Here is a 16,010-nt window from a genome sequence, read left to right as displayed (position 1 = left end):
GATATTGAGCATGAAAATGTTGCAACTGAGTGCGGCACTGATCGCCGCAGGCGTGCTGGCGGGTTGTGCGCCTAAAGCACCGGAGCCGATCTATTACTGGGGGGATTACCAGCAGCAGATCTACAGCTACTACAAAAAAGATAGCGATCCGCAGAAGCAGATCGACGCGCTGAATCTGGATATCGAAAAAGCCAGGGCCGTTAATAAGCCGGTCGCACCGGGTCTGCACGCGCAGCTGGGGCTGCTGTATGCCAAAACCGGTGCTACCGATAAAGCCTTCGGACAGTTTGCTACCGAAAAACAGCTGTTCCCGGAATCTGCCCCCTATATGGACTTTCTGATGAAGAAAAAACAAGGAGTTGCACAATGAAGAAACTCATTGCTGCTTGTGGCGTGCTGGCGGCACTGCTGCTGACCGGCTGTGCACCGCATAAAAAACCCTACGACTACAGCGCATTCCGCGCCAGCAAACCCGCCTCTATTTTGGTATTGCCGGCAGATAACAAAGCTCCTGATGTGAACGCGGCGAGCAGTTTCACGTCGCTGGTAACCGAACCGCTGGCAGAAGCGGGCTATTACGTGTTCCCGGTCGCGGTGGTGGATGAAACTTTCCAGCAGAATGGATTGACTAACGGTCATGAAATTCAAGCGGTTAGCCCACAGCGCCTGCACGATATTTTCCATGCGGACAGTGCACTTTATATTTCCGTTAACGATTACGGCAGCAGCTATCAGGTGATCCAGAGCGTCACTACCGTATCGGCGACGGCACGTCTGGTGGATTTGCGCACGGGTAAAGAGATTTGGCAGGGCGTTGCCACCGCCAGCGATGCGGAAGACAACAACAATAACAACGGCGGCCTTATCGGCATGCTGGTGTCGGCAGCCATCAAGCAGATTTCCAGCAATGTCTCGGATAAAGCCCATACCATTGCCGGCGTTACCAGCGCTCGCCTGTTAGCGCAAAACGAGCAGGGCGGTTTACTGGTCGGCCCGCGCTATAAGTTGGCGACCGTAAGGTAAAAACCAGGTGCGCAGCAATGCGCACCCTTCGTAAGGTCGCCATTTATGACGACCTGGTTTACTCGCCCGGCAGCTCCAGCTTGCTGTAACCCAATCCGTTCATCTTGCGCACTCTAATCTGCACGGGAATGCGCTCTTTCATCGCTTCAACATGGCTAATCACGCCGATGGTTTTACCGCTGGCGTTTAACGCGTCGAGCGCATCCAGCGCGGTATCCAGCGTCTCGGCATCCAGCGTGCCGAAGCCCTCATCGAGGAACAGCGATTCGATACGCGTTTTATGGCTGACCAAATCGGATAACGCCAGCGCCAGCGCCAGACTTACCAGGAAACTCTCACCACCCGATAGCGTGCGCGTATCGCGCGTAGCATCCGCCTGCCAGGTATCCACCACTTGCAACTCCAGCTCCTCGCTGATGCGGCGTTGCAGCAGGTAGCGACCATGCAAACGATCCAGCTGCCGGTTCGCCAGCCATACCAGGTGATCAAGCGTCAACCCCTGCGCGAAACGGCGGAATTTATCGCCTTTAGCCGAGCCGACCAGATCGTTCAGGCGACCAAGCTGTGCAAGCTCCACTTCCCCGGCGGCGATGTGTGCCAGCAGCGCCTGCTGCTGTTGACGCTGTTCGGCATCGCTCTGCAATTGCTGCTGCGCTTCACCCTGCTGACGGGCATTGTCGCGCAGCGCAATACGCAGCTGTTCCAGCTGCTGCTGGATGTTGGCGGCGGTGTCATCGCGGAGATCCGCCGGACGCTGCTGCTGATGTGCGGCTTGTCGCAGGGTGAGCTGCTCGTGTAGCGTGAACTGCTGCTGACGCTGCTGCTCAAGCGTTTGCAGCCGCTGACGCAGCTGCTGCACCTCGCTTTCCTCCAGCAGTGCGGCACGCAGCGCGGCTTCATCAGCAAAATCACTCTGCTGTAGCGCCGCCTGCAGGGCGGCTTCAGCCGCGGCTACGCGATCATGCAACGTCTGCTGCTGCGCGGCAATTTGCTCACACTGCCCCTTCAGGCCGTGCAGCGCGCTTTGCGCCTGTTGCCATTGCTGCAACTGCTGCGCCAGCACCTGTTCACACTGTTGGAGGGCGGCATGCTGCTGCTGACGCGCTGTCGCCACTGATTGCTCGCCAAACAGCTGCTGACGTTGCTGCTGCAATTGCTGCTGTTGTTGCTGCAAGGCGCTGAGCGTTTGCTGTAGCTCAGCGCTGCGCCGCTGTTCACGTTCCAGATTCTGTTGCAGGTTGCTGCGTTCGCTCTCGGCTTTTGCCCGCTGTGGCTGCAATTCAGCTAGCAACCGCTCACTATCCTGCCATTTCCTCCAGCGCTGCTGTAGTGCGTCGAGCCAGCTATCGCGCGCGGTCGGCTCTGGCAGGCTGAGCTGATGCTGCTCTACCTGGTGTGACAGCTGCTGCACCAGCTGCTGATGCGCATGGCGTTCGCTGCTTTCATGCTGGCTATGTTCTTCCAGCACGTGCTGGATATTGGCGATCTGCTGCTGCGCCAATAGCTGCTGGTTTTGGTGCTGTTGCCACTGCTGCTGCTGTTGCAGATGCGCATCCTTCGCCTGCTGTGCGGCGCGCACCGCGTCTTCCCGCGCCTGAAGCTGCTGCTGTTGAGTCAGTTCCTGTGCATCCTGCTGCTGCTGCCATTGAGCAAATTCGGCCTGCTGCTCCAGCGTGCAGGTAAGTGCCAGCTCACCACACAGCGCTTGCCACTGAGTGGCTGCCGTCGCAATCTGCCGATCGTATTCGCTGATTTCCTGCTGCAATGCCTGCTGCTGTTGCAGTGACAGTTTCTGCTGCTCGCCTTTGGCCGTACCGGATTCTTTTAGCTGCGCCACGCGTGTTTCCAGCGCGTTTAGACGCTGCTGATTTGCGCCAGGTTCAAGCTGCTGATATTGCGCAATCGCCGGATGCTGACATGAGCCACACAGCGGGCAGGGCTGATCTGGCTGCAACTTTGCACGTTCCTCGGCCAGCTGCGCAATGGTGCGCTCCAGCTCGCAGATTCTGCGCACATCAAGCAGCGCCTGATGTTCCCGCTTATAATCCTCGCGCAGCTCCTGCAACGCCTGCTCTGCTTGCTGATGCTGTTGCTGCAGCTGGGCTAATTTCTGCTGACGCTGTAAGCGTTGCGGTTGTAGCGATTGCCACTGAGCGGCGAGCAGAGTGAGCTGTTGGCGCGCTGGACGCTGTTTTTGATGCTGGGCAAGGGCGGTCCGCAGCTGCGAGCTGCTGAGCTCATTCTCAAGCGAAGTCAGTACTTGCTCTGCTTGCAGCTGTTGCAGTGCGGCCTGTGCTTCAGCCTGTTGCAGAGGCTGCGCGGCCTGCTCGCGCTGTGCCTGCGCCTGTTGCAGCTGTTCAAGCTGGCTGCGCTGCTGCAGCTGTTTTTGAGCCAGCTGTGTCAGCGCCTGTTCGCGTTCGGTCAACCGGGCAATGTCGGCCTGCCAGCGGGTTATTTCTGCGCCCCAATGGGCCACCGCCGCTTCGCGGCTACGATATTCCTGCTGCTGCGCCAGCTGCTGCTGTAAACGTTCACTCACCTGCTGTTGCAGGGTGAGCGCGCTTTGGCTGTTTTGCAGTGTCAGTTGCTGCTGGGCATGCAGCCGCTGCTGTTCCTCAAGTTGTTGCGCCGTATGCGCGATGTTGTGATCGAGCGGAATGACCTGCTCGGTGAGCAGCGTTTCCAGCTGCTGCTGCTGTTGTAGCGCTTGCTCACGCGCCTGTTGTGCTGCCTGATAGTGATTCTCGCTCTGCTCTAGCGTCGCTTTGGCTTGCTGCTGCTGGCTCTGCAACTGCTGTGAGTGTTGTTCCAGAGCTTGCCGATCGGCTTGCAGCCGTTCGCGCTGCTGGAGTTTATCGCGCAGCTTTTCCGCCGGTTCCGCGCGCGCCAGGCGCTGACGATCGCTATCGGCCTGCTGCCATGCCTGCTGTGCGCTCAGCAGCGCCTGTTCGGCCTGCTGCTGTTCCTGCGCCAGCTGCTGTGACTGCGTCAGCCACTGCTGCTGCTGCTGGGCCTGTATTAGCTGTTCGCTTAACGTTTTTTCCTGAGCGCTCAGCTCCGCCAGCTGCTGCGTCAGTTCTGCCCGTCGCGCTTCATCCAGCAGCAACATGCCGCCCGCGCGGGCGCGCAGCGTCTCCAGCTCGCCACGTGCGCTGCGCCAGCGTTCGTAGATTTGAATCGAAATTTGTCCGTAGATCTCGGTGCCGGTGAGCTCTTCCAGCAGCTCGGCGCGTTCGCCAGGTTTCGCATTGAGGAAGGCGGCAAACTGGCCCTGTGACAGCATCATTGAGCGGGTAAAGCGGGCAAAATCCAGTCCTGATAAGGTTTCGATCGCTTTTAACTTGTCGCCCACTTTATCGGCGATGATTTGATTATCGGCGACGCGGGCCAGCTCGACGCGCGGCGCCTGCAATTTGCCGTCAACCAGCCCGCGCGCGCGGTTTTGGCTCCAGAAGGCGCGCCAGGCTTCGCCTTTGATTTCGAATTCCACTTCTGCCAGACATTCGGCGGTGTCACGGGTGATCAGCTCATTCTGCGTTTGCGACAGCACGCCAAGGCGCGGCGTCTGGTGATAAAGTGCCAGGCAAATGGCATCAAGCAGCGTCGTTTTGCCCGCGCCGGTGGCACCGGTAATGGCAAACAGGCCGTTGCTGGCGAAAGGCTCGCGACGGAAGTCGATAAACCATTCGCCGCGCAGCGCATTGAGATTTTTAAATCGGAGCGTCAAAATTTTCATGCGGATGGATTCTCCAGCGCTGCAAGCTGGCGGCGGAACATCAGCGTCAGCTGCTCGGCCTGCTCAGCATCCAGCTGCTCTTCCTGCGCCAGGCGGCGGGCAAAAACCTCTTCGACTTTTAATTCGCTCAGGGTTTCGTTTTCCAGACGTTCCAGGCTGCGCTGCCGCTGTTCGCGGCTGCGGCGCACCAGCAGCACTTCAACCGGTAGATTTTCTGTTAATGCTTCGATGCGGCGCTGCAAATCGCTGAGATATTCCTGCGTAGTGATCTCAATATCCAGCCAGGTGGGATGTTCGCTGGCACGCTCGCTGAACTGCGCCAGCTGATGTTCGATCTCCGCCATTGAGCCTTTAAGCATCTGCATCGGCTGGAATAGTGGAATGGTCAACGGCGTAACGGCATCAAGCGTGGCGCTGAACTCCAGTAGAAACACGCTCTTTTCACGCCCAAGTTCGTCAAAGCTGAGCGGAATCGGCGAGCCGCTGTAGCGAATATGGTCGCTGTTAGCGATGCGCTGTGCGCGATGAATGTGGCCGAGCGCGATGTAATCAGCCGGTGGAAACGCCTGCGCCGGGAAGGCATCCAGCGTGCCGATATAGATGTCGCGCACCGAGTCACTTTTGGTGACGCCAACGGTGGTGAGATGGCCGGTGGCGATAATGGGCAGTTTGTTCGTCAGCGCCTCGCGCTGCGCCTGGGCGGCGGCAAAGCACTGCTGATAGTGCTGCTCGATCGCTTCCAGCAGCGAAAGCTGTTTCTCGCGCCCGGATTGTCCGGCCTGGCTGCGCAGAATATCGCGCGGGCGCAGGTAAGGAATGGCGCACAGCAGCGCGCCCGGCGCGCCATCGCGCTGCTTCAGCGTTAGCACCTGCTGCTCGCCCTGCGGTGTGGCGCTGGTGATCACCTGGGTATTCAGGCAGGCCAGCAGCTCGCGCGATTCATTCAGGGTGGCAACCGAATCGTGATTGCCCGCCAGCAGCACCAGCTGACAGCAGCAGGGCTGCAGCGCCACCACAAAGCGGTTAAACATTTCACGCGCATAGCTCGGCGGCGAACCGGTATCAAACAGATCGCCGGCGATAATCAGCGCATCCACCTGATGCTGCACAATCTGATCCAGCAGCCAGTCGAGAAACGCCTGATGTTCCCTGGCGCGACTTTTACTGTAAAAGAACTGGCCAAGATGCCAGTCAGCGGTGTGAATGATGCGCATGTATGCTTCCTGCTAAATAAAAACAATGCGCAAGTATAACGGCTTCAGTAGCAAACGAAAAAAGGGGATTTTGCTTGTCACATTTCTGTTTTTTATCTATTTATCACGGGGCGGGGTTTTCATAAAAGTGTCATAAAACTGACGCATAATGGCGCCGCAAATCCCAGTGACACGGTGTCACACTAGCAGGAGTTACAATGGCTAAGCGCATTTTGGTTGTGGAAGACGAAGCTCCCATCCGTGAAATGTTATGTTTCGTGCTGGAACAGAATGATTACCAGCCTATTGAGGCGGAAGATTATGACAGCGCGATTGGTAAGCTGATCGAACCCTGGCCTGATTTAATTCTGCTGGACTGGATGTTGCCCGGTGGCAGTGGCATTCAATTTATTAAACATTTGAAACGCGAAGCGATGACGCGCGACATTCCGGTGATGATGCTGACGGCGCGTGGTGAAGAGGAAGATCGCGTGCGTGGTCTGGAAGTGGGCGCGGATGATTACATCACCAAGCCGTTCTCGCCGAAAGAGTTGATGGCGCGTATCAAAGCGGTCATGCGCCGAATTTCACCGATGGCGGTGGAAGAGGTGATTGAGATGCAGGGTTTAAGCCTCGATCCCTCCTCGCATCGTGTGATGTCCGAAACCACGCCGCTGGAGATGGGACCGACCGAATATAAATTACTGCACTTCTTTATGACCCACCCGGAACGCGTCTACAGTCGCGAGCAGCTGTTGAACCACGTCTGGGGCACCAATGTGTATGTCGAAGATCGTACCGTCGATGTGCATATTCGCCGTTTACGCAAAGCGCTGGAGCTCACCGGCCACGATCGCATGGTTCAAACCGTTCGCGGAACAGGGTATCGTTTCTCTGCCCGCTACTAAACGGAGTTTTTACCGTGCTGGAACGACTCTCCTGGAAGAGATTGTTGATTGAGCTGGCGCTGGTGTGTTTACCTGCGCTGGTGCTCGGTCTGTTGTTCGGTTATCTGCCGTGGCTGCTACTGATTGCCGTCACCGGCGTGTTGTTTTGGCACTTCAGGAATCTCATGCGCCTGTCGCACTGGCTGTGGGTTGATCGCTCCATGACGCCGCCTGCCGGGCGCGGCAGCTGGGAACCGCTGTTTTACGGTTTGTATCAGATGCAGCTGCGTAACCGCCGGCGTCGGCGCGAGCTGGGTAACCTGATCAAACGTTTCCGTAGCGGCGCAGAATCGCTGCCGGATGCCGTGGTGCTCACCACCGAAGAGGGCACCATTTTCTGGTGTAATGGCCTGGCGCAGCAGCATCTGGGCTTGCGCTGGCCAGAGGATAACGGGCAGAACATCCTCAACTTACTGCGCTATCCCGAGTTTTCCCGCTATATCCGTCAGCGCAATTTTGACGCGCCGCTGACGCAGATCCTCAATAATCAGCATCATATGGAATTCCGCGTGATGCCTTACAGTGAAGGGCAATGGCTGATGGTGGCGCGTGATGTTACCCAGATGCACCAGCTGGAAGGCGCGCGACGTAACTTCTTTGCCAACGTTAGTCATGAACTGCGCACGCCGCTCACCGTGTTGCAGGGTTATCTGGAGATGATGGATGACGCAGTGATGAACGAGCGCACGCGCAGCAAAGCGCTGCACACCATGCAAGAGCAAACGCGCCGCATGGACAGCCTGGTAAAACAGTTGCTGACCTTATCGCGTATTGAAGCGGCGCCGGCCATCGATCTGAAAGAGACGGTAGATGTGCCGGGCATGCTGCTGCTGCTGCAGCGTGAAGCAGAAACGTTGAGTCAGGGACGTCATACCCTCCATTTCCATACCGATCCGCATCTCAAAGTATTTGGCAATGATGAGCAACTGCGCAGCGCCATTTCCAACCTGGTGTATAACGCGGTGAACCACACGCCGGAAGGGACGCGTATCGACATCAGCTGGCTGCGTACCAAACAAGGCGCGCAGTTTAAGGTGTGCGATGACGGCCCCGGCATCAGCGAGCAGCACTTGCCGCGCCTGACTGAACGCTTCTATCGCGTGGATAAAGCACGTTCGCGCGCCACCGGCGGTAGCGGGCTAGGGCTGGCGATCGTGAAACACGCGTTGGGCCATCATAATGCGCGGCTGGAGATCACCAGCGTGCCGCATCAGGAAACCTGCTTCAGCTTTCTTCTGCCGCCACGGTTGATTGTGGCTAACGTGGCTCAAGAGCGTGTTAACACCTAGTGAGTCAATTTATTGCCTATGCATTCAGGTGCGCACCCTACGAAAACCCAGCTCCGCAAACGTAGGGGCGCCATTCATGGCGTGATGCCGCTCACTTAAGCAAAAAAATGCCTGTTTATGCAGGTGCGCATGAATGCGCACCCTACGAAAACCCGGCGATATCCACGTAGGGTCACCATTCATGGTGACCGATGCATGCTTAACTGACGAGCATTACGCCTTTCATGGCGACCTATTCGCGCCTCGCTGGCTGCCATGACGCATTTAATTGCGCGATAAATCGCGCCGCGACAGAATAGAGCCCTTATTGAATTGCGGAACCACTCATGAAATCGCTGTTGCTCTCCTGCTTGCTGCTTTGCTCTGCTTTAGCGCACGCCCAACAAACTATGCTGACGGGCAATCTCAGCAGCGTGGGATCGGATACGCTAGGTTACCTGATGACGTTGTGGGGGGAAGATTTCAGCCGCCAGTCACCGGGTGTGAACGTGCAGGTACAGGCGGCGGGATCCTCAACGGCGCCTACCGCACTGGCGGCGGGGGCGGCGCAGCTGGGGGCGATGAGCCGTCCGATGCAGAGTGATGAACGTCAGCTGTTTATCGCCCGCTACGGCTACCCGCCGCTGGCGGTTCCGGTGGCGATGGATGCGCTGGTGGTGGTCGTTAATCAGGACAATCCGCTGTCGCATATCGCGCCGCAGCAGCTTGATGCGCTGTTTTCCATTACCCGACTGTGTGGCGCGCAACAGGTGCCGCAGCACTGGGGCGATCTCGGCTTGAGTCGCGGCGCATGGACGACGCGCAGCATTCAGCGCTACGGCCGCAACTCCGCTTCAGGCACTTGGGGTTTCTTTAAGCAGCAGGCGCTGTGTAACGGCGATTTTCGGGCGGATGTCGCTGAATTTCCCGGTTCCGCAGCGGTGGTACAGGCCGTCGCCGCCACACCGAACAGCATTGGCTACGCTAGCTTTGGCTTTCATCTCAGCGGTGTGAAAATGCTGCCGGTGGATACGCCGGCGGGCGAAAGCGTGATGCCGGATGCCGAATCCATTCGTAGCGGCCGTTATCCGTGGTCGCGTCCGCTGTATATCTACGTGAATAAAGCGCCGGGCAAACCCTTACCGCCGCTGGTCAATGCCTTCCTGCATCAGGTGCTATCACCACAAGGACAGCGGCGGGTGAGCGAAGCCGGTTATCTGCCGTTATCGGACAGCCAAATGGCACAGGCGCGTGCCGCCGTTGAAGGAAATTGAAGAACGTGCATCTGATCATGAAATTCCTTCATGTGAGCTGAAATTTCTTCTATTGCCGGGATGAGCATAGCGTGGCACTCTTCTTGGACATGTAGCCATCCAGACGGCTAAAATAACCCAATGAAATTATACCCTGTCGTAATTATACGTGGGGTTAAAGGAGTGAAGATGCCAGCTCAAGCCCCGTTCCGTGCCGATACCGTGGGAAGTTTCTTGCGTCCTGCCGCTATCAAGCAGGCGCGCGAGCAGTTCGCCAAAGGTGAAATCAATGCTGACCAACTGCGTCAGGTTGAAGACCGTGAAATCCGCAATGTCGTCGAGCAGCAGCGCGCCAATGGCCTGCAAATCGTTACCGATGGTGAATTCCGTCGTGCATGGTGGCACTTCGATTTCTTCGGCGATCTGCTCGGCGTTGAGCTGTTCGAGGCGGAGCAGGGCATTCAATTCAATGGCGTACAGACCAAAGCCCACGGCGTGAAAGTCACCGGCAAAGTGGCTTTTAATCCGCATCACCCAATGCTGGATCACTTCCGTTTCCTGCAAAGCATTGCGGGCGATGCGGTGGCGAAGATGACCATTCCGAGCCCAAGCGTGCTGCACTTCCGCGGCGGCCGTAAGGTGATTGATGCCACGGTTTATCCCGACCTTAAGCAATACTTCGCCGATCTGGCGCAAACCTACAAAGATGCTATCAAAGCGTTTTACGACGCAGGCTGCCGTTATTTGCAGCTGGATGACACGGTGTGGGCCTATCTGTGCTCTACCGAACAGCAGCAGCAGATCCGTGAACGGGGTGAAGATCCACAGGAACTGGCGCGCATCTACGCTCACGTACTGAACAGCGCGCTGGAAGGCAAACCAGCAGATCTGACCGTTGGGCTGCATGTGTGTCGCGGCAACTTCCGTTCAACCTGGATCTCTGAAGGCGGCTATGAACCGGTGGCCGAAGTGCTGTTTGGCGGGGTAAATATTGATGCCTTCTATCTGGAGTATGATAACGAGCGTTCGGGTGGCTTTGAACCGCTGCGCTTCCTCAAGCCAGGCCATCAGCAGGTGGTTCTCGGGCTGATCACCACCAAAACCGGCGAGCTGGAAGACGCGCAGCAGGTGAAAGCACGTCTGCAGGAAGCGTCGCAGTTCGTAAGCTTGGACCAGATTTGCCTGAGCCCACAGTGTGGTTTTGCCTCAACGGAAGAGGGGAACAGCCTGAGCGAAGCGCAGCAGTGGCAGAAGATTCGTCTGGTGGTCGATATCGCTAAAAGCGTTTGGTGATGCTGTAAACCTGAGCAAACAGGCGCGTAAATCGCGCCTTTTGTGCATTTTCAGGCGGATTTATGCAAAGAAATCTTTCGCTCTGAGGAAAGTTTAAGCAAATCATCTGGGGTGTTTTACCGCTAATCCGCCGTGATTCACTGCTTTATGCCGCTATCTTGTTATATCCTTCTGGTTTTCCGATCCTGTATTGCCTTTCTTCGCTATAAACGTTCTAATTTGCGCCGTTGTCGATTTATCCCTCTGCGAACAGAAGAAAAGTAGTTTAAATCACCTGCGCTTTGGCGTTTTGACCGGTATAACACGCTGGTCTTGTCAGTTAAGCCCTTGTTTTAGCGCATCCAGAGGACAACACGAACCCAACTTCCACCGCAACATCAGCTACAGGCAGTACAGAAGTTTATGACACACCGTTTAACCTCCAAGGATATCCTGGCGCTGGGCTTTATGACGTTTGCCCTGTTCGTTGGCGCAGGAAATATTATCTTCCCACCGATGGTGGGTATTCAGTCTGGCGAACACGTTTGGGTGGCTGCTCTCGGCTTCCTGATTACTGCTGTAGGTCTTCCGGTGATCACCGTTATTGCGCTGGCGCGCGTTGGCGGCGGCATTGATGCGCTGAGCTCACCGATTGGTAAAGCGGCTGGTTTGCTGCTGGCAACCGTCTGCTACCTGGCCGTTGGACCGCTATTTGCGACTCCGCGTACGGCCACCGTCTCCTTTGCCGTGGGTATTGCTCCGCTGACAGGCGATGGCGCCATGCCGCTGTTTATCTACAGCCTGATTTACTTCGCGCTGGTGATCGGCATTTCGCTTTATCCGGGCAAATTGCTGGATACCGTGGGCCATTTCCTCGCACCGCTGAAAATTCTGGCACTGATTGTACTTGGCGTTGCCGTACTGATCTGGCCAGCTGGCGGCCTGTCGCCGGCCACTGAAGAGTATCAGCGTGCGGCTTTCTCCAGCGGTTTCGTCAACGGTTATCTGACCATGGATACGTTGGGCGCACTGGTGTTCGGTATCGTCATCGTCAATGCGGCGCGTTCACGCGGTGTTGAAGATGCCAAATTGCTGACGCGCTACACCATGCTGGCTGGCATCATCGCGGGTATCGGTTTAACGCTGATTTATCTGACGCTGTTCAAACTCGGCAACGATAGCGGTGCATTGGTGGCGCAGAGCGCCAACGGTGCAGAGATTCTGCATGCTTACGTACAGCAGACGTTCGGCGGCATGGGCAGCTTCTTCCTTGCGGCGCTGATCTTCGTGGCCTGCATGGTGACGGCGGTTGGACTGACCTGCGCTTGTGCAGAATTCTTTGCGCAATACCTGCCACTGTCGTATAAAACGCTGGTATTTATTTTGGGTCTGTTCTCCATGGTGGTGTCGAATCTCGGCCTGAGCCATCTGATTCAGATCTCGATTCCGGTGCTGACGGCGATTTATCCGCCATGCATCGTACTGGTGGTATTGAGTTTCACCCTGAAATGGTGGAATAAAAGCACGCGTATCATTGCGCCGACCATGCTGATAAGCCTGCTTTTCGGTGTTGTGGATGCGATTAAAACCACCAGCTTTAAAGATGTGCTGCCGCTGTTTAGCCAGCATCTGCCGCTGGCCGATCAGGGACTCTCCTGGTTGCCGCCGTCACTGGCGATGCTGGTGATTGCCGCAGTGGTCGATCGGGCCAAAGGACGTGAACAGGTCGCTGTGCATCAGTAAGCGACACTGCTGTTAATTTCGACCACGGGCTCGCCCGTGGTTTTTTCATTTCAAGGTACTGAGTGTTATGCAAGAAACCAATAAGCTCAAACGCGGACTGAGCACGCGCCACATTCGCTTTATGGCGCTGGGATCGGCAATTGGTACTGGGCTGTTTTACGGCTCGGCTGATGCCATCAAAATGGCGGGCCCTAGCGTGCTGCTGGCGTACATCATCGGCGGTGCGGTGGCGTACATCATCATGCGCGCGCTGGGTGAGATGTCGGTGAACAATCCGCAGGCCAGCTCCTTCTCGCGCTATGCGCAGGACTATCTCGGCCCGCTGGCGGGGTACATCACCGGTTGGACCTACTGCTTTGAAATCCTGATTGTGGCGATTGCCGACGTAACGGCTTTTGGTATCTACATGGGCGTGTGGTTCCCCGAGGTGCCGCACTGGATATGGGTGCTGAGCGTGGTGCTGATTATCGGTGCCATTAACCTGATGAGTGTGAAAGTGTTTGGCGAAGTGGAGTTCTGGTTCTCGTTCTTCAAAGTCGCCACCATCATCATTATGATCATCGCGGGCTTCGGCATGATTTTCTGGGGTATTGGCAACGGTGGTCAGCCGACCGGTATTCACAATCTCTGGACGAACGGCGGCTTCTTCGCCCACGGCATCGTTGGCATGCTGCTTTCGCTGCAGATGGTAATGTTTGCCTACGGCGGCATTGAGATTATCGGCATCACGGCCGGTGAAGCCGACGATCCAAAGACCTCAATTCCACGCGCCATCAACTCGGTACCGATGCGTATCCTGGTGTTTTATGTCGGCACGCTGTTCGTGATCATGTCGATTTATCCGTGGAACCAGGTTGGCACCTCAGGCAGCCCGTTTGTGCTGACCTTCCAGCATTTGGGTATTGCCGCCGCGGCCTCAATCCTTAACTTCGTGGTGCTGACGGCGTCGCTGTCAGCGATTAACAGCGATGTGTTTGGTGTAGGGCGTATGCTGCACGGCATGGCGCAGCAGGGCCACGCACCAAAGGTGTTCCAGAAGATCTCTAAGCGCGGCATTCCGTGGGTCACTGTTGTGGTGATGATGCTGGCGATGCTGGTTGCGGTGTATCTGAATTACCTGATGCCGGAAAAAGTGTTCCTGGTGATCGCCTCGCTGGCGACCTTTGCCACCGTTTGGGTGTGGATCATGATTCTGCTGTCGCAGATCGCTTTCCGCCGCAAGATTGGCAAAGAAGAAGCCGGTAAGTTGCAGTTTGCCATGCCGGGCGGCAGCGCTACGGCGTGGTTCGGCGTGCTGTTCCTGGCGTTTATCATCGGGTTGATTGGTTATTTCCCGGATACGCGCGTGTCGCTGTATGTCGGTTTCGCGTGGATTGTGTTGCTGTTACTGGCGTGGCCGCTGGTGAAAAAGCATAAGCGCTGAGGTTGTTATTCCAGGTGCGCATTTCTGCGCACCTGATTGCCATGAATGGCGCCCTTCGAAGCTTGCCGTCTCGCGTTACCAATTCTTCCCTAACGCAATCTCGCCGCCGAAGGGACTCAAATGGTTGTTGTCGTAATAGAGCGGCAGCCCTTCGCGGGTAATCATACAACCCTGCTGGTTGCACAGATTGTCACGTAACGAAAGCACGCGCACGCCTTGCTGCTGATAGCTTTTCAGGAGCGTCTCAACCGCCTCTTCCGGCAACTGGAACAGTTGAGTACGCTCGCTACGTAGCGGCGGCGTTTCCCATTTCCCCAACCAGGCGCTCAGCTCGCGGCGAAGCGGCATATTACGGTTATTGCTGAAGCGCAGCGGATCGACATCCACCGAGGGCGCATCCTCAATCAGTGTGATTTTTTTGCCCGCCTGACGCAGTAGTACCAGCACTTGGTCCATACCCAATTTGAGTGCTTCAAGATTACTTTTTTCGGGATGATCGATGGCCCTGAAGCCAGCGCCAGGCAGCAGGCTCATCCCCGAGGCCCAATAGGCACTGATGACCACTTCATCAATCTTGTCGCTGAGCACCATTTTCAATACTTGCTGATTGAAATCGATGCACTGCTGAGTGTGTTTTGGCATTTGGCTAACCACCCGTGTCGCGCCAATCAGGAACGGACAAGAAGCCTTGGTAAGCTGAAATAACGGCTTGTGCTGACGCAGCGCATAACCGGCGACGGAAGCGCGTAACGCTGCGGCGTGGCTATCGCCAATCAACGCGATGCCGGGACGATCGGTAACGGGATGGCACTCGGCATTCAGTGAGGGGAAATTGGCACCGTAATCCAGTAAGCACGGATTACGCTGAGCGGAAATTTTCCACGATTCCCCGTTAACCACTATCTCACTTACGCGCGACTTCATGCCGCCAGTTTGCCATAGCAGCACCATCGCGCCAGCAGCTACCAGCGATGAGGCACAGTAACCCGGAATCACCCAACGCGTACGGCTTCCTGCCTGACGGAATGGCTGTTCAACGAAACGCCATGATAGCCAGGCGATACCGAATGCTATGCTGCTGATCGCTAATCCCTGCCATGCGTTGAGCGGACGATCGCTGCAGATGCGTGCCAGGCTGAGGAGCGGCCAGTGCCACAGATACCAGGAGTAAGATATTTTGCCGATAAAGCGCATTGGCGCGTTTTCCAGCAGCCGTTTGTTCAGCTCGCCGCGCGCGCCAATCATCAGGCATGCCGCTACTACGGGAATAAGTGCCAGCCAGCCGGGAAAACTATCTTGTTTACTGAGCAATAAGCTGGCGGCAATAATCAGCAGCCAGCCGAGCAAATTGAGCAGATTAGCGGAGCGACCTTCTAGCGGCTGTGGTTTCCACAGCGCCACGAGTACGCCGGCACCCAATTCCCAGGCGCGGGTTGGCAGCAGGTAAAAAGCATGCGTACTGGCAAAAGGTGTCAGCCAAATACAGGCCGCCAGCGATAGCACGCTCAGTGCCAGCACGATGCCAACCATGGAACGCGTAAAACGCGCCGCCAACAGCAGAATAAACGGCAGCACGATATAGAATTGTTCTTCAATGCCCAGCGACCAGGTCATCAGGAGCGGGTTTAAATCGGAATCACTGCTAAAATAGTCACCGCTTTTCAGCAATAACATATTGGGTACGGAGATAAATACCGCCACGCTGTATTTCGCCAGCTGGCTGAACTCCAGCGGTGAAAGCAGAATAAATCCGAGCAGCAGCAATATCGTCATCATAAAAAATAGCGCAGGGGCGATACGACGAATACGGCGCAAATAGAATTGATAAAACGAGAAACGCCCTTCGGCTATTTCTTTACTAATAATCCCGCCAATTAAAAAGCCAGAAATAACAAAAAACACATCAACACCGATAAAGCCGCCATGCAGCGTGGTGACGCCGGAATGAAACAGTACCACCAGGATAATGGCCACGGCACGCAGGCCGTCGATGTCCGCCCGATAGCGGTGAGAGGCAGTCGCAGTCATAATAGTGATCCAAATTGATATTAATGATTTGGGCTTGGACGAATACAGGGCGTTAAAAAATAAATCGGCGCATCCTGTCGCCGAAAAAACTGCAAAAAAGAGAAAATGAGTATGACTAAGGGAT

Annotated in this window: 11 protein-coding genes; 8 read left to right on the top strand and 3 right to left on the bottom strand. The window is 56.2% G+C overall.

The genetic code is table 11. The features are described 5' to 3' along the window. The first annotated feature begins 10 nt into the window (after window positions 1-10). Entirely contained in the window at window positions 11-370 is a 360-nt protein-coding gene (locus AAGR08_RS14265) for a DUF4810 domain-containing protein (RefSeq protein ID WP_097094752.1), read from the top strand. Continuing rightward, window positions 367-1,023, top strand: coding sequence for a DUF799 domain-containing protein (locus AAGR08_RS14260; RefSeq protein ID WP_097094751.1), 657 nt, complete (start codon window positions 367-369; stop codon window positions 1,021-1,023). The genes AAGR08_RS14265 and AAGR08_RS14260 overlap by 4 nt, the downstream gene beginning before the upstream one ends. A gap of 58 nt (window positions 1,024-1,081) precedes the next feature. On the opposite strand, the gene AAGR08_RS14255 is transcribed toward AAGR08_RS14260, so the two are convergent. Both AAGR08_RS14255 and sbcD read right to left on the bottom strand, forming a co-directional pair. Further along, window positions 1,082-4,759: an AAA family ATPase gene (locus AAGR08_RS14255; RefSeq protein WP_345827174.1), complete on the bottom strand. Its 3,678-nt coding sequence runs from the start codon at window positions 4,757-4,759 to the stop codon at window positions 1,082-1,084. After that, window positions 4,756-5,973 carry an exonuclease subunit SbcD gene (gene sbcD, locus AAGR08_RS14250; RefSeq protein WP_345827173.1) on the bottom strand — a complete coding sequence of 406 codons (1,218 nt, stop codon included), beginning with the start codon at window positions 5,971-5,973 and terminating at the stop codon, window positions 4,756-4,758. The genes AAGR08_RS14255 and sbcD overlap by 4 nt, the downstream gene beginning before the upstream one ends. Window positions 5,974-6,170: 197 nt before the next feature. Here sbcD and phoB point away from each other — a divergent pair, with 197 nt between their 5' ends. From phoB to proY, 6 genes are all read left to right on the top strand, one after another. After that, a complete protein-coding gene (gene phoB / locus AAGR08_RS14245; RefSeq protein ID WP_007887040.1) occupies window positions 6,171-6,860 on the top strand; it encodes a phosphate response regulator transcription factor PhoB in 690 nt (229 codons plus the stop codon). A gap of 14 nt (window positions 6,861-6,874) precedes the next feature. Then, entirely contained in the window at window positions 6,875-8,188 is a 1,314-nt protein-coding gene (gene phoR, locus AAGR08_RS14240) for a phosphate regulon sensor histidine kinase PhoR (protein WP_097094748.1), read from the top strand. 326 nt (window positions 8,189-8,514) lie between these two features. After that, window positions 8,515-9,441 (top strand): phosphate ABC transporter substrate-binding protein PstS family protein, encoded by a 927-nt coding sequence (locus tag AAGR08_RS14235; protein ID WP_345827172.1) that lies wholly within the window; start codon window positions 8,515-8,517, stop codon window positions 9,439-9,441. A gap of 168 nt (window positions 9,442-9,609) precedes the next feature. Next, window positions 9,610-10,713, top strand: a complete 1,104-nt coding sequence (locus AAGR08_RS14230) for a cobalamin-independent methionine synthase II family protein (protein ID WP_345827171.1) — start codon at window positions 9,610-9,612, stop codon at window positions 10,711-10,713. A 402-nt stretch (window positions 10,714-11,115) separates the two neighbouring features. Then, window positions 11,116-12,435, top strand: a complete 1,320-nt coding sequence (brnQ, locus tag AAGR08_RS14225; protein ID WP_097094745.1) for a branched-chain amino acid transporter carrier protein BrnQ — start codon at window positions 11,116-11,118, stop codon at window positions 12,433-12,435. A 67-nt stretch (window positions 12,436-12,502) separates the two neighbouring features. Further along, window positions 12,503-13,858, top strand: coding sequence for a proline-specific permease ProY (gene proY / locus AAGR08_RS14220; RefSeq protein WP_097094744.1), 1,356 nt, complete (start codon window positions 12,503-12,505; stop codon window positions 13,856-13,858). Window positions 13,859-13,933: 75 nt separating this feature from the next. Here proY and AAGR08_RS14215 read toward each other — a convergent pair whose 3' ends face one another. Beyond that, window positions 13,934-15,886, bottom strand: coding sequence for an acyltransferase family protein (locus AAGR08_RS14215; RefSeq protein ID WP_345827170.1), 1,953 nt, complete (start codon window positions 15,884-15,886; stop codon window positions 13,934-13,936). Window positions 15,887-16,010 lie beyond the last annotated feature (124 nt).

The organism is Pantoea sp. BRR-3P, assembly GCF_039621635.1.
In the GTDB taxonomy this organism is placed as follows: Bacteria; Pseudomonadota; Gammaproteobacteria; order Enterobacterales; family Enterobacteriaceae; genus Pantoea; species Pantoea floridensis.
The sequence above is the reverse complement of the archived record's forward strand: the minus strand, read 5'-3'. Positions and strand labels throughout refer to the sequence as shown.